Origin of the sequence: uncultured Sphingomonas sp., from assembly GCF_937871615.1 — a bacterium.
Lineage (GTDB): Bacteria > Pseudomonadota > Alphaproteobacteria > Sphingomonadales > Sphingomonadaceae > Sphingomonas.
In genome coordinates this window covers 98,581-112,823 of the sequence record NZ_CALMPA010000045.1, presented here as the reverse complement: position 1 = coordinate 112,823, position 14,243 = coordinate 98,581, and the positions used below count along the sequence as shown (strand labels likewise).

General features: G+C 66.7%; 16 protein-coding genes. 11 read left to right on the top strand and 5 right to left on the bottom strand.

The window, feature by feature from the left end; all coding sequences use genetic code 11:
- Positions 1-7 precede the first annotated feature (7 nt).
- From hisI to Q0316_RS12025, 5 genes are all read left to right on the top strand, one after another.
- On the top strand, positions 8-370 hold the full coding sequence (gene hisI / locus Q0316_RS12045) for a phosphoribosyl-AMP cyclohydrolase (RefSeq protein WP_298672731.1): 363 nt from the start codon (positions 8-10) through the stop codon (positions 368-370).
- A complete protein-coding gene (locus Q0316_RS12040; RefSeq protein WP_298672728.1) occupies positions 367-873 on the top strand; it encodes a hypothetical protein in 507 nt (168 codons plus the stop codon). The genes hisI and Q0316_RS12040 overlap by 4 nt, the downstream gene beginning before the upstream one ends.
- A gap of 46 nt (positions 874-919) precedes the next feature.
- A complete protein-coding gene (locus Q0316_RS12035; RefSeq protein ID WP_298672724.1) occupies positions 920-1,339 on the top strand; it encodes a MerR family DNA-binding transcriptional regulator in 420 nt (139 codons plus the stop codon).
- A 3-nt stretch (positions 1,340-1,342) separates the two neighbouring features.
- Positions 1,343-3,142 (top strand): acyl-CoA dehydrogenase C-terminal domain-containing protein, encoded by a 1,800-nt coding sequence (locus Q0316_RS12030; RefSeq protein ID WP_298672721.1) that lies wholly within the window; start codon positions 1,343-1,345, stop codon positions 3,140-3,142.
- Between the two features lie 63 nt (positions 3,143-3,205).
- Positions 3,206-3,535, top strand: coding sequence for an SMR family transporter (locus Q0316_RS12025; protein WP_298672718.1), 330 nt, complete (start codon positions 3,206-3,208; stop codon positions 3,533-3,535).
- 10 nt (positions 3,536-3,545) lie between these two features.
- Here the strand turns inward: Q0316_RS12025 and Q0316_RS12020 are convergent, their stop codons facing one another.
- Both Q0316_RS12020 and Q0316_RS12015 read right to left on the bottom strand, forming a co-directional pair.
- A complete protein-coding gene (locus Q0316_RS12020; protein WP_298672715.1) occupies positions 3,546-4,493 on the bottom strand; it encodes a S1/P1 nuclease in 948 nt (315 codons plus the stop codon).
- Positions 4,494-4,621: 128 nt separating this feature from the next.
- Positions 4,622-5,533: a neutral zinc metallopeptidase gene (locus Q0316_RS12015; RefSeq protein WP_298672713.1), complete on the bottom strand. Its 912-nt coding sequence runs from the start codon at positions 5,531-5,533 to the stop codon at positions 4,622-4,624.
- A gap of 110 nt (positions 5,534-5,643) precedes the next feature.
- Between Q0316_RS12015 and Q0316_RS12010 the strand changes: the two genes are divergently transcribed.
- From Q0316_RS12010 to Q0316_RS12000, 3 genes are read left to right on the top strand one after another with little or no spacing between them, the layout of a single operon-like run.
- Complete coding sequence (locus Q0316_RS12010; RefSeq protein WP_298673075.1) at positions 5,644-6,777, top strand: patatin-like phospholipase family protein; 1,134 nt, start codon at positions 5,644-5,646, stop codon at positions 6,775-6,777.
- Between the two features lie 8 nt (positions 6,778-6,785).
- A complete protein-coding gene (locus tag Q0316_RS12005; RefSeq protein ID WP_298672711.1) occupies positions 6,786-7,571 on the top strand; it encodes a 3-hydroxybutyrate dehydrogenase in 786 nt (261 codons plus the stop codon).
- Between the two features lie 34 nt (positions 7,572-7,605).
- Positions 7,606-8,301 carry a DUF4893 domain-containing protein gene (locus tag Q0316_RS12000; RefSeq protein ID WP_298672709.1) on the top strand — a complete coding sequence of 232 codons (696 nt, stop codon included), beginning with the start codon at positions 7,606-7,608 and terminating at the stop codon, positions 8,299-8,301.
- 99 nt (positions 8,302-8,400) lie between these two features.
- Here the strand turns inward: Q0316_RS12000 and Q0316_RS11995 are convergent, their stop codons facing one another.
- The 3 genes from Q0316_RS11995 to Q0316_RS11985 form a co-directional block, all read right to left on the bottom strand.
- Positions 8,401-9,009 (bottom strand): hypothetical protein, encoded by a 609-nt coding sequence (locus Q0316_RS11995; protein ID WP_298672707.1) that lies wholly within the window; start codon positions 9,007-9,009, stop codon positions 8,401-8,403.
- Positions 9,010-9,090: 81 nt separating this feature from the next.
- Entirely contained in the window at positions 9,091-10,596 is a 1,506-nt protein-coding gene (trpE, locus tag Q0316_RS11990; RefSeq protein ID WP_298672705.1) for an anthranilate synthase component I, read from the bottom strand.
- Positions 10,580-12,523, bottom strand: coding sequence for a peptidylprolyl isomerase (locus Q0316_RS11985; protein ID WP_298672702.1), 1,944 nt, complete (start codon positions 12,521-12,523; stop codon positions 10,580-10,582). Before Q0316_RS11985 ends, trpE begins: the two co-directional genes overlap by 17 nt.
- A gap of 119 nt (positions 12,524-12,642) precedes the next feature.
- On the opposite strand from Q0316_RS11985, the gene tpiA reads away from it, so the two are divergent.
- From tpiA to Q0316_RS11970, 3 genes are read left to right on the top strand one after another with little or no spacing between them, the layout of a single operon-like run.
- Positions 12,643-13,380, top strand: a complete 738-nt coding sequence (tpiA, locus tag Q0316_RS11980; protein ID WP_298672699.1) for a triose-phosphate isomerase — start codon at positions 12,643-12,645, stop codon at positions 13,378-13,380.
- On the top strand, positions 13,377-13,943 hold the full coding sequence (locus Q0316_RS11975; protein WP_298672696.1) for a cupin domain-containing protein: 567 nt from the start codon (positions 13,377-13,379) through the stop codon (positions 13,941-13,943). Before tpiA ends, Q0316_RS11975 begins: the two co-directional genes overlap by 4 nt.
- Entirely contained in the window at positions 13,943-14,242 is a 300-nt protein-coding gene (locus tag Q0316_RS11970; protein WP_298672693.1) for a putative quinol monooxygenase, read from the top strand. Before Q0316_RS11975 ends, Q0316_RS11970 begins: the two co-directional genes overlap by 1 nt.
- Position 14,243: the final 1 nt, after the last annotated feature.

Genomic DNA, 14,243 nt, shown 5'->3' with positions numbered 1-14,243 from the left:
CGGTTGCATGAGTGATCCGCGCGAATCAGGCTTTGCCCTCGATCCCAAATATGATGCTAACGGCCTTGTCACGGCGGTGGTCACCGACCGCGTTGGCGGGGCGGTGCTGATGGTCGCGCATATGAACGCCGAGGCGCTTGCCGCCACACTGGCGAGCGGCGAGGCGACCTTCTGGTCGCGCAGTCGCGGTCGGCTGTGGAAGAAGGGCGAGACCTCGGGCAACGTGCTGCGCGTGGCGGAAATCAGGGTCGATTGCGATCAGGATGCCGTGTGGCTGGTGGTCGATCCGGCAGGCCCCGCGTGCCACACCGGCGCGACGAGTTGCTTCTATCGCCGCGTCGTCGATGGCGCGCTGGAGCGTGTCGATTGACGCGAGCCGCTGTTGCCGTGTCGCTCGCGTTGATCGCGGCGCTGGCGGGATGTGGCCGCGCCTCGCATGAGCCGGGCGCGCAATCGACCGGCGCGGGTGCGCAACTGGAACGTGCCGCAATAGCGGCGGGTGTAGTGGCCGATCCGGGGCGGCTCGATCCCGCCGGTGCCTATAGTTCGGCAAGCGATCGCGTCTGCATTCTGCGCGCGGGCGGCGGATACCGGATCGGCGCGAGCGTGGATTATGGCGAGGGTCACGGCTGTGTGGCGCGCGGCACGGCGCGCGGGCTGGGCAAGCTCGCGATCAGCTTTGGCGGCACCTGCCGGTTCGAGGCGCGGTTTGACGGGGCCAGACTGGTCTTTCCACCGGTGTTGCCGGAAGGCTGCGACAGCCTGTGCACTGGCCGCGCGTCGCTGAGCGCGCTTGTCGCCGGGCGGCTGAGCGAGGCGGAATCCGAAGCGGCCACGCTGCGCGGGCCGGACGGAAAGCCTTTGTGCGGGTAAGATCACGCAGTTGACGTTAACGTAAGGTGGCGATAGGTTTTCCATCATGTCGAGCGTCGCCGCCTACGCCCCGATACCGTCGCTTCCCGATCGCACCAGCTTCACGATCACCGATCTGGCTGCCGAATTCGGCGTCACCGCGCGCGCGTTGCGCTTTTATGAGGACGAGGGGCTGATCGCGCCCGAGCGGCGCGGCACCGCCCGCATCTATACGCAGCGCGATCGCGCGCGGCTGGCGTGGATATTGCGTGGCAAGCGCGTGGGGTTCAGTCTCGCTGAGATACGCGAGATGATCGACCTTTACGATATCGGCGATGGCCGGAATACCCAGCGCGCCGTCACCATCGCGCGATGCCGCGCGCGCATCGCCGCGCTCGACGCGCAGAAGAAAGACATCGACGCCGCGATCGAGGAACTGGGCGAATTCGTCGTCCTGCTCGAAACCAGCGCAACCAAGGAAGCCTGAACCATGCCGCAATATACGCCCCCCGTGCGCGACACGCGCTTCGTGCTCGATCACGTCGTGAAGCTCAACGGTTACACGAACCTTCCCGGCTTCGCCGCGGCGACGCCCGACATGGTCGATGCCGTGCTTGAGGAAGGCGGCCGTTTCGTTGCCGAGGTGCTGTTCCCGATCAACCAGTCGGGCGATCAGGAAGGATGCACCCGCCATGCCGACGGATCCGTGACGACGCCCAGGGGGGTGAAGGAAGCCTATGCCAAATTCGTGGAATCGGGCTGGGGCACGCTTTCCGCGCCGGAGGAGTTCGGCGGACAGAATATGCCGCACGTCATCTCCACGGCGTTTCAGGAATATATGATTTCGTCGAACATGGCCTTCGCCATGTATCCGGGGCTGGCGCACGGGGCGATCGCGGCATTGCTGGTAAAAGGCTCGCCCGAGCAGCAGCGGACCTATCTGCCCAAGATGGTATCCGGCCAGTGGGGCGGTACGATGAACCTGACCGAGCCGCAATGCGGCACCGATCTGGGCCTCATCAAGACCAAGGCGGAGCCGCAGGCGGACGGATCGTACAGCATCACCGGCACCAAGATATTCATCTCCGCCGGTGAGCATGATCTCACCGACAATATCATCCACCTCGTGCTCGCCAAGACGCCGGGCGCGCCGGACAGTTCGAAGGGTATTTCGCTGTTCGTGGTGCCCAAGTTCATCGTGCAGGACGATGGCTCGCTGGGCGCGCGTAATGCGGTGTCGTGCGGCTCGATCGAACACAAGATGGGCATCCACGCCAACGCCACCTGCGTGATGAACTATGATGGCGCGAAGGGATGGCTGGTCGGCGAGGAGATGAAGGGCCTTGCCGCGATGTTCATCATGATGAACGCCGCGCGCCTCGGCGTGGGGCTTCAGGGCCTCGCGGTGGGCGAAACGGCCTATCAGAACGCGGTGATCTATGCCGGTGATCGCCGGCAGGGACGCGCGCTTACCGGGGCGGCGGAGCCAGCCGAAAAGGCCGATCCGCTGTTCGTCCATCCCGATGTGCGCCGGATGCTGATGCACGGCAAGGCGTGGCTCGAAGGGCTGCGCGCGCTCTGCCTGTGGGGCGGGTTGCTGGTCGATCTGGAGGAAAAGGCGGCGAGCGAGGAGGAACGCCAGTCCGCCGCCGATCTGATCGGGCTGCTCACCCCGGTCATCAAGGGCGTCGGCACCGACAAGGGCTATGAGATCGCCACCAACGCGCAGCAGGTCTATGGCGGGCACGGCTACATCCAGGAATGGGGGATGGAGCAATATGTCCGCGATGCGCGGATCGCGATGATCTACGAAGGCACCAACGGCGTGCAGGCGATGGATCTCGTGGGGCGCAAGTTGGCGATGAACGGCGGTCGCGCGGTGCAGGCGTTCTTCGCGCTGGTCGCGGGCGAATGCGCGGCGGCCAAGGGCAATCCGGCAACCGCCGATCTCGCCAGCCGGCTGGAAAAGGCGCTGGGCGAGATGCAGGCGGCGACGATGTGGTTCATGGGCAATCTTTCCAATCCGAACAACATCGGCGCGGGCGCGGTGCCCTATATGCACCTCACCGGGCTGGTCGCGGTCGGCCTGATGTGGCTGCGTATGGCGAGCGCCGCCGCCAGGCTGAAGGCGGCGGGTGAGGGCGATGCCGCATTCCTTGACGCGAAGCTTGTCACCGCGCGCTTCTTCGCGGAGCGGATGCTGCCCGAGGCCGGCTCGCTGCGCCGCCAGATCGAGGGCGGAGCGGACGCGGTGATGGCATTGCCGCCGGAGATGTTCCGCGCGGCTTGAGGCTGCGGCGCATGGGGGGAAGGGAGCGTTGCCCCGATCGCATCCGCGACCTATCGCACGGCGATGAGCTATCTGTATCTCGCGCTGGCGATCGTCGCGGAGGTGACGGCGACCTCCTTCCTCAAGCAGACGGCGGGGTTCACCCGGCTCTGGCCGACCGCCATCACCGTGGCGGGCTATGCGCTTGCGTTCTTCTTCCTGTCGCTGACCTTGCGGGCGATGCCGACGGGGGTTGCCTATGCCATCTGGTCAGGTGTCGGCGTGGTGCTGATCGCGGCGGTCGCCTGGCTGTTTCAGGGGCAGCGGCTCGATTCCCCGGCGCTGGTGGGAATGGCGCTGATCGTCGCCGGGGTGATCGTGCTGAACCTGTTTTCGAAGACCGTCAGCCACTGAACGTCGCGGGTCAATTCGCCAGCGCGGCGCGGAGCGCATCGGCGATACGATGCCCGCCCAGCGCAACGCGGCGCTCGCCGACGCTCTGGCGCGCCGCCGCATATTCCGCCGGGACCGGGCGCGCCGCCGCCGCCGTCGTCGCTCCCTCGAACGATCCGTTCACATAGGCGACCGTGCGGGCCAGTTCGTAGCTTTCATCAGCCCATGTCCGGAACGCTTCGGGATCGGCCTTCCCGCTCAACTCCTTGAGCGCCGATCGCGGCCATGCCTGTTCGAGCCGGATGCGCACCGCCTCGACATTCGCGTCGTTCTCGTTGTCTCCGCCGATGACATTATCCCAATAGGCATGGAGGGTCGTTGCGTCCCTGCCGCTTGCCGGGCGCACGAAATCGTTGGTTCCCGCGCGATCGCTCAGCGGAAAACGGCCTGAAATCAGGTGCCCGGCATGAAGCGGCTGCTGGATGTCTCCGGCAAGATGGAACAGCCAGCACAGCGAAACCGCGCGATCCGCCGCCGGCGCATAAGGATCGCGCACGGTCGCGAGATTGAGCCGATAGGCCTCTGCCGCTTCGCCGGTGGTCATCCCCAGCATCGCAGGGGGCACGTTCGCCGGATCGGTTCGGGACGGGATCAGCCGTAGCCAGTAATGCCAGCCGGGATGATCGTATGGCCCGTCGCGCGCGTCATCCGGCCAGCGCGCCATCATCTCGAACAGGCGACGGTCGCGCGCCGCGCCCGAATAACCCGCTAGTGCGCGTTCGAACCGCGCCTTGTCGGGATGATGCGTCATCATCTCCACGATCGTCGCGATCAGCGCGGGATTGGCGGCGGCCAGATCGTCATGGGCGATGGCGCCGGTTACCATATGCCCCTGGTTAGACCAGGCGACGGCGTTGCCCGGCGATATACCCAAAGCGGCGGCGCTCAACGCCCAGACCGCCCAGCTTCTGATCCGCATTGCCGATCTCCCCATTGAAGACGCCGCTTTCGGGTTTCCGGGCAGCATCGGGCGCGACGGGGCGATGTCAACCCGAGGGTAAATTTTTGCAGCCCCGCCGGTCGGGGCCGGCGCGATGCGGCCCGATCTCAGATCGCGCCCGAGAAGGTGTCGCATTGCGCGGGGTCGCCGCTGTTCAGCCCGCGCTTGAGCCACGCCTGCCGCTGGGCGGAGGTGCCATGGGTGAAGCTGTCGGGCATCACGCGGCCTTGCGCTTCCTTCTGGAGCGTATCGTCGCCGATCGCCTGCGCGGCGGTCATCCCTTCCTGCACGTCGCCGGGTTCGAGCCGGTCGCGGTTCTGCGCGGCCCAGACCCCGGCATAGCAATCGGCCTGAAGCTCCAGCCTGACCGAAAGGCGGTTCGCGTCAACGTCGCTCATTCGCGCCTGCTGGCGGCGCACCTGTTCGGAGGTGCCGAGCAACGTCTGGATATGATGGCCGAATTCGTGGGCGATCACATAATCCTGCGCGAAATCCCCCGCCGCGTGGAAGCGATCCTGCAATTCCTGGAAGAAGCTGGTATCGAGATAGATGCCCTGATCGGTCGGGCAATAGAACGGCCCCATCGCCGATTGCGCCGCGCCGCAGCCCGAGCGGCCCTGCCCGGAATAGAAGACGAGCTTGGGCTGCGTGAAACGCTCGTTCGATCGGGCGAACAGCGCGGCCCAGGTCTTGTCGGCGGAGCTGAACGCATTGCAGGCGGCGCGGCTCGACTGATCGACCGAGCAGGCGCCGCTTGCCCCGCCCGCGCCGGACGTGTGCGTGCCGGTCCCAATCTGCGGGGTATTGCCGACCCCGCTGCCGAGCATGTTCCCAAGATTGCCGAACCCGCCGAATATCGCGAGCAACAACAGCGCGATAGCGATCCCGCCGCAGCCGAACCGGCTGCCGATCAGCGGCAACAGGCTGAAGATCAATCCGCCGCCTCCGCCGCCGCCGCCAAAGCTCTGGCCGCGCTGATCCTCGACATTGATGTTCGGATCGAAATCGTCGAGCCGCATCGCGCTATCCCCTCAGCCGCCACCGTCGCGCCGGCATGAATGCGCGAAGCGGCGGGGCGGTTGCAAGTGCCGCGCTTGATCGCGGGCGCCGGCCCGTGCAGGAACGTGCCATGGCCGATGTCGAACCTAGCCGGCGCCGCGCGCGGGCATTGCCGTTGCCCGATACGGTGGCGCTGGTGTTGCAGGGCGGCGGCGCGCTCGGCAGCTATCAGGCCGGGGTGATCGAGGCGCTTTCCGTCGCCCAGATCGAGCCGGATTGGGTGGCGGGCATTTCGATCGGCGCGGTCAATGCCGCGATCGTCGCGGGAAACCCGCCGGCGCGGCGGGTGGAGCGGCTGCGTCAGTTCTGGGATCAGGCGACGAGCTGGCTGCCCAGCTTCCCGATCCTGCCCGACGATATGGTGCGCGAATTCGTCCATGAATGGTCCGCCGGGTTCGTCGCCATGGCCGGGGTGCCGGGCTTCTTCAGCCCGCGCTTCATGCCGCCGTTCATGGCGGTGCCGGGAACGCCCGAGGCGCTGAGCTTCTACGATTCGGCGCCGCTTGCGAAAACGCTGGACGGATTGATCGACTGGGATCTGCTGAACGAGGGGCCAGTGCGGCTTTCCGTCGGCGCGGTCGATGTGGAGAGCGGCAATTTCCGCTATTTCGACACGCGCGAGGAGCGGATCGACGCGCGGCATGTGATGGCATCCGGCGCGTTGCCGCCGGGGCTGCCGCCGGTGGAGATCGACGGCCGCTGGTATTGGGATGGCGGCCTGGTATCGAATACGCCGCTCCAGCATGTGCTCGACAACCAGCATAAGGGACTGATCGTTTTTCAGGTCGATCTGTTTTCAGCCGCGGACAAGCGCCCGCGCACGATCATGGATGTGGCGGCGCGCGCGAAGGAGATCAGCTTTTCCAGCCGCACCCGGCAAGTGACCGATCAGTTGATGAAGCTGCGAAAGGAGCGCGAGCTGGTCCGCCGCGTCCTCGCCAAATTGCCGGAGGAACTGCGCGGCGACCGGGAGGTTGAGGCACTGGCGGCGATGGCGGCGGAGCAGCCGGTCAGCCTCGTTCATCTGATCTATCGCGCGAACGCGTGGGAGGGCGGCGCGCGCGATTTCGAATTTTCCACGCGCACCATGCGCGAGCATTGGGCGGCGGGCCATCAGGCAGTGGAGGCGACGATGGCCAATGCCGAACTGGTCGCGGAGAATGTCCTTACTGGTCGCACGGCGGCCTTCGATCTGGCGAGATAGGAGTAGATATGTTTCTGAAAGGCAAGAGCGCGGTCGTCACCGGATCGACCTCCGGCATTGGCCTCGCCATCGCGAAGGCGCTGGCGGCGGAGGGCGCGGCGGTGGTGATTAACGGTTTCGGCGACGCTGCCGCGATCGAGCAGGAACGCGCCGGGCTGGCGGCGCTGAGCGGCGCGCAGGCGCTGTATGACGCGGCGGACATGACAAAGCCCGAACAGATCGCGGCGATGATAAAGCGCGCGCATGACGAACTGGGCGGGCCGGACATCATCGTCAACAACGCCGGCATCCAGCATGTCGCGCCGGTCGATCAGTTTCCGATCGACAAATGGGATGCGATCATCGCGATCAACCTGACCAGCGCGTTCCACATGATGCGCGCGGCGGTGCCGCTGATGCGCGAGAAGAAATGGGGGCGGATCATCTCCACCGCCTCGGCGCACAGCAAGGTCGCCAGCCCCAACAAATCCGCCTATGTCGCGGCTAAGCACGGCGTCGACGGGCTGACCAAGACGGTGGCGCTGGAAACCGCGACCAGCGGAATCACCGTCAACTGCATCTCGCCGGGCTATGTCTGGACGCCGCTGGTCGAAAACCAGATCCCCGATACGATGAAGGCGCGCGGGCTGACGCGCGAGCAGGTGGTGAACGACGTGCTGCTCGCCGCCCAGCCGACCAAGCAATTCGTCACACCCGAGCAGGTCGCCGCTTTCGTGCTGTTCCTGTGCCGTGACGAGGCGGCGCAGATCACCGGCGCCAATCTGTCGATGGATGGCGGATGGACGGCGGCCTGAAAATGGATGGCGAAGCCATGAGGAAAGGGCAGGAATGGGCTTGCTGATCGCGCTCACCGCCGCGGTTGCGGCGTGTCAGGCCGGTGCCGCCGCGGCGCCCCAAGCCGCGCCGCAGGCAAGCGCCGCCGCCGAAGGCGTGGTGCCCGATCGCAAGCTGCCCGAACGATCGGCTTCGTCGTCATGCGCGGGCGTGGAGGCGGCCTGGCGCCACGTCGCGACGCAGAACGATCGCGCGCGGCTGCGCAACTGGCGCACCTTGTGGGTGGAGGCGCTGGCGAAGGCGAAGGCCGCGGGCGGCGCGGACGAGATTGCGCGTGACGAGGCGTTATTCAATCCGGACCTCGCGCTCGATCGCCCGATTCCTCCCGCCGGCGATTATCGCTGCCGGATCATCAAGCTGGGGGCGAAGGCCAAGGATAACAAGAATTTCGTCACCTTGCCGCCAGCGAACTGCACTGTCGGGAAAGACGGTGGCGAAAGCTGGTTCGTGGTGAACGACGGCATCCAGCGCCCGATCGGTCGTTTCTTTGCCGGTCCGCCGGGGCGCGGCATTTTTCTCGGCACGCTGGAACTGGGCGATGAGCGCCGCCCGTTGGAATATGGACTCGACGCGAAACGGGATATGATCGCCTATCTCGATCGCGTCGGGGACAAGCGGTGGCGACTGATCGTCCCCAGCCCGCATTTCGACGCGACGATCGAAGTGATCGAGATCGCTTCGGTGCCTTAGCGCGATTTCGAGGCAGGTGGAATCACCTGCCGGCTCGGAAATCGCAGCAAACAAAGGAAAATAGAACGGTTGTCCGATGCAATCGGGTCGGCAACCGTTCTAGCGCGCCCTCGCCGGGGCATTGGCCGCGATGACCGGCACGGGCGCGCCGAGCGGCGCGAGCGAGCGGAGATATTCCTTGCCGTGGCGGTCGATCAGCGCCACCCGCCCGGCATTCGCGGCGGCGATCGCCTTCAGGAACGATCGCGGCTTCTTCATCAGATCGGGTTGCTCCAGCCCCGAAAGGCCGGCGCGGCGCGCGGCTTCCTTCGCGAAATGGACGCAATTGCGCGTATTCATCAGATAGGTGGCGTCGCCCTTCTTCTCATCCCATTCATCAACGAGGCGCAGGATGGCGGCATATTGCGCATCGCTAAGTTCCAGCGAGAATTGCGCGTCGCTGCCCTCGATATAGCTCGGCTTGGCGATGTCTATCCGGCCCTTGACCGGCCCGAACAGGATCGCGGGCGAGATGGATTTCGGCGTGAAGCCGTAATTGAGATCGACCGCAGCGCCGCCTGCATCCGGCGTGCCGCGCAGCGTGAAGAAGGCGTGCGGGAAATGATTGCCCAGTTCGTGGCTCCAGAAGGTGATGACGACTCCGGCGTGCGCGGGCAGCGCGCCGAGCGAGAGCAACAGAGCGGCGATGGTAAGGAGCAGGCGCTTCATGGCGCGCGATCTTGCCCGTGGCGGCGATCGGGTCAACCGCCTGCGCAGGAAAAGCGCGGGTTGTTGCGCGCCCGAAAGAGCTTACTGGCCGAAGCCCGCCGCGCTCGCCTGCGCGATCGCCTCCCGCGCGGCGGCGACGAGCGCGCTGGCCTTCGCCTCGCATTCGCGCTGTTCATAAGCCGGATCGGAATCCGCGACGATGCCGGCGCCGGCCTGCATGTGGATCGTGCCGTTCTTCACCACCGCGGTGCGCAGCACGATGCACGAATCCATTGATCCATCGGGCGAGAAATACCCGACGCCGCCGGCATAGGCGCCGCGCTTTTCCTGTTCCAGTTCGGCGATGATCTGGCACGCGCGCACTTTGGGCGCGCCGCTCACCGTGCCTGCCGGGAAGCCCGCCAGCAATGCGTCGATCGCGTCATGCGCGGGATCGAGCCGGCCGACGACGTTCGAGACGATGTGCATCACATGGCTGTAAAATTCGACCATGTAGCTGTCCGTCACCGTCACGCTGCCGGCGGATGCCACGCGGCCCACATCGTTGCGGCCTAGATCGAGCAGCATCAGATGTTCGGCGCGTTCCTTCGGATCAGCGAGCAGGCTGGCGCGGTTCGCCTCATCCTCGCTGGCGGTACGCCCACGCGGGCGGGTGCCGGCGATCGGGCGGATCGTCACTTCGCCATCACGCGCGCGGACGAGGATTTCCGGGCTGGAGCCGATCAGCGCGAAGCCCGGCAGATCGAGGTGATAGAGGAAGGGTGAGGGGTTGATGCGCCGCAATGCGCGGTAAAGCTCGAACGGCGGCAGCGCGAAGGGCGCGGTGAAACGCTGCGCCAGCACCACCTGAAAGATATCGCCCGCCGCGATATATTCCTTCGCCCGCGAAACCATTTCGCCATAGCGGCCAGGCGCAAGCACGGGGTTGAGCGCAACCTCCATCGGCTCGCCGCTCACGCGCGGGGGCAGCGTGGCGGCGGCGAGCCGCGCTTCCACCGCATCGAGCCGTTCCTCCGCCTGGGCGACGATCGCCGCGGGCGCACGGCTGCCATCGGGCCAGGCGGGCGCGACGAGAAACAGCGCGTCGGCCAGCCGATCGAACACCAGGATCACCGTTGGCCGCACGAACATCATGTCTGGCAGGCCGAGCGGGTCCGCCGCCGGCACCGGCAGGTTTTCCGCCAGCGCCATGGTTTCATAACCGAAATAGCCGACGAGGCAGGCAAGCGCGCGCGGCAACCCCTGCGGAACGTCGGCGCGGCAATCCGCGACCAGCCGCCGCAATGCCTCTAGCGTCGGTTCGGGGCAGGGGGTGAAGGCGTCGCGATCGGTCAGCCAGTGCGGGTTGATCGCCGCGCTGTTTCCCTCGGCGCGAAACACCAGATCGGGGGCGAGGCCGATCAGGCTGTGGCGCCCGCGCACCGATCCACCCTCGACCGATTCGAGCAGGAAATCGCCGCGTCCCGGCTCGATCAGCTTGAGCGCGACGGCAACCGGCGTTTCGGTATCGGCGACGCGCCGCCGCCACACGAGCGCGGGGCGCCCGGCGGCAAGCGCGGTTTCGGCAGCGTTATTGATTGGACGCATCCTTGCCCGCAAGATCGGCCTTCACCCGCGCGATTTCAGCCTGGTTACGCGTCGCCTTCATTTCAGCCTTCACCGCATTGGTGAATTGCTCGGCATATTCGCGACCGACCATGCTGCCCAGTTCGCGGCGCGTGGAGGTGACGAGCTGCGGCATCTTCGCGGCGTCTCCGGCGACGATCGTGTCGAGTTTGACGACCATCCAGCCCGCGTTGTTCGGCGCCTCCAGCAGCCGCGCCCCACCGCCGGGCAGGCTGAACAGCAGCGCGAGCGCGGGATTGGCGCCGCGCGGATCGTTGATCTGGCCGCGCACCGCGCCGATCGGCTGGGTGCTGGCGCCTTTCGCGCCCGATTGCGCCACCGCCTGTGCCAGCGGAACGCCCTTCTGCACCTTGGCGAGGATCGCGGAGGCGGCCTGGCGCGCCGCTTTACGCGCGCGATCGGTCGCGAAATCCTTCGCCACCGCGTCGCGCACCTTGTCGAGCGGGCGGGGGGCCGAATGAACGACGCGATCGAGCGAGACGAGCGCGAAGCTGCCATCGGGCGCGAGCTGCACCATCGTCGGCGAATCGCCTTCCTCCGCAGCGAAGCCGGCCTTGACGATTTCGGCCAGCGCGGGATCGGGCTTGGACGCTGCATCGTCAGGGTTGATCCCGGCGCTGGTGAGCGCGGGCGTTGCCTGCATGGTGAGCTTGTTGTCGTTGGCGAGTTCGCTGAAATTGGCGTTATCGGCGATCGCATCGTCCAGCTTGTCGTGGATTTTGCTCATCGCCGCGATCGTCTTCTGCGCGGTGAGCGCCTTGGCGATCTCCTCATGGACCTGCGCCAGCGTTTTGGCGGGCACCTGCTCGATCGCATCGACCTTCGCGACGATAAAGCCGATCCCGCCCTTGATCGGGCCGATCACAGCACCTTTGGCGGCGCCGAAAGCGGCGTCGGCGGCAGCGGCGGAGGTCTGGCTCGCGTAGGCCGCCTTTTCCACCGCGCTGATCGTGCGCGGCTCCAGCCCGGCGGCGCGCGCGGCATCGGCGATCGAGCCGGCCTTTGCCTTGGCGGCAAGCGCCTCGGCGCCCTTTTGATCGAGCACGACGACCTGCGTGAGCGTGCGGCGCTCCTTCGCGGCATATTTGGCGCGATCGGCGTTATAGGCCTGCGCGATCTCCGCCTCGCTCGGCTGGGCCTGCGCCTTCAGCATATCCGAGGTGACGAGCGCGTAGCGGATCACGCGGCGTTCCGGCACGGTATAACGCGCGACGTTGCGCTTGTAGAAATCCTGCACTTCCGCGTCGGTTGGCGCCGGGCCGCCGATCATCGCCGCGGCGGGAACGATCGCCACCTCGCCGGTGCGGCGCTCAAGCAGCAGAGAGGCATAAGGCAGCGCCACGGATTCGGGCATTTGCGTCGCCCCGACGGTCGGCCCCATCAGGAAGCGCGCCATCGTCTGCTGCGCGATCTCGCCCTGGATCTGCGCGTCGGTCAGCCGGCGCTGCTGGAGGATACGCTCGTAAGCGGCCTGATCGAACTTTCCGGTCGGCCCGATCAGCGCCGGAATGCTCTGCAACTCGCTGCCCACCAGCGCGCGGCTGACCGCCATGCCCTGATCCTGGCCGAATTTTTCGAGCGCGATGCCGGTGGTGAGCTGATCGAGAATGCTCTCGACGCCGCCGTTGGCGATCAGCGTCGCCATGTCCACCGTCGGATTCTGCTGGCGGATTTCGTTGAGCTGATCGGTGACGCGCTGTTTCAACTGCGCTTCGCCGATCACGGTATTGCCGATCCGTGCGACGGTGGTTGTCGTCATCGCGCCGGAGCCGGAGCGCAACCCGGTGACGTCGCCCGCGGCAAAGGCCACCGCGATCATGGCGAGAACGCCGAAGGTGATGATTAGCCCGATCTTGGAATTGGTGATCCGCCGAAAGAAGCCGAGCATACTCGTAAAAACCCGTGAAGTTGCAGGTGAGGGCTTTAGGGTCGGCTTCCGGTGGCATCAAGCGCCGAGCGCGGCTATCGCCCGATGCAATCGTGATTATCGCCATCAAGGGGAGGAATATGCGTCGTAAGCTGGTTGCCGGAAACTGGAAGATGAACGGATCGCTCGCGAGCCTTGCGGAACTCGACGGGATCGGTGCCGCCATGGATCCGCGCGTCGATGTGGCGATCGCGCTACCGGCGACGCTGATCGCGCCCGCCGCGCAGCGCGCCTCCTTCCCGATCGGGGCGGAGGACGTTCATGCCGCCGACAGCGGCGCACATACCGGCTGCATCTCCGCCGCGATGGCGAAGGAGGCGGGCGCGCGCTTCTCGATCGTCGGCCATTCCGAACGCCGCCAGGGCCAGTGCGAGAGCGACGCCGATGTGAAGGCCAAGGCGGAGGCGCTGCGCCGCAACGGGATGGACGCGATCCTGTGCGTCGGCGAAACGCTCGACGAGCGCGAGAGTGGCCGCGCGGTGGCCGTGGTGACGGCGCAGATCCGCGCGTCGCTGCCAGAGGGTGCGCGCGGCGACTGGCTCGCTATCGCTTACGAGCCGATCTGGGCGATCGGCACCGGGCGCACCGCGACCGTCGCGGATGTGGAGGCGATGCACGGCGCGATCCGCGCAACGCTGGTGGAATTGCTCGGCGCGGAGGGCGGCGCGGGCGTGCGGCTGCTCTATGGCGGATCGGTGACGGCGGATAACGCCGCCGCGTTGCTTCATGCCAGCGACGTGGATGGCGCGCTGGTCGGCGGCGCGAGCCTGACGGCTGCGAAGTTCGCGCCGATCATCGCGGCGGGCGCGGACGCATGACGCTGGCGCCCCTCCGCCAAGTTCGCCGTGTCCTCACCGCGATCGACGGGGAGGGGCGATCACACATCGCCGCCGACGGGCCGAGCCCGGCAGGATTCGCGCTGCCCGGCTCGCCGTTTCGCAGCGATAATATCTGGCGCACCGGCGCGGCTCCGGCGCCGATCGAGGCACCGGATACGATCGCCGAACACAAGGGTGTGCTGCCCCCACCGGGCGGCACGGTGCTGCGCGTGATAGATTTTCCGCCGCAGGAGGGATCGCGTGCCGATCAGGCAGCACTTGCCGCGCAGGTGTTCGCGTTGCTCTATCCCGATGCCGATCATCACGCGGGCAGCGAGCGCAGCGCCGGGATGCACACCACCGATACGGTCGATTATGCGATCGTGCTGGCCGGGGAAATTTGGGCGGTGATGGATCGCGACGAAACGCTGCTGCGCGCCGGCGACATCCTGATCCAGCGCGGCACCTCGCATGGCTGGGAAAATCGTGGCACCGCGATGGCGCGCGTGGCGTTCGTGCTGATCGACGGCACGCGCGATGGCGTGAGCGGTCGCACGGCCTGATGCTGCTGATCGTCGGAACATTTCGGTTGTCGCGCGACCGGCTGGATCGGGCGCGCCCGGCGATGGCCGCGATGATCGAGGCGAGCCGCGCCGAGGATGGCTGCCTGCTTTATGCCTATGCCGAGGATGTGCTCGACGCCGGCCTGATCCATGTGAGGGAACTGTGGCGGGACGAAGCGGCGCTGGAACGCCACTTCGCCTCCGCGCATATCAAGGCGTGGCGCGCGGCATGGCCCGCGCTTGGCATTGGTCAGCGCGATCTCGTCGCCTATGAAGTGGGCGCGGCGCGCACGGTCTGAC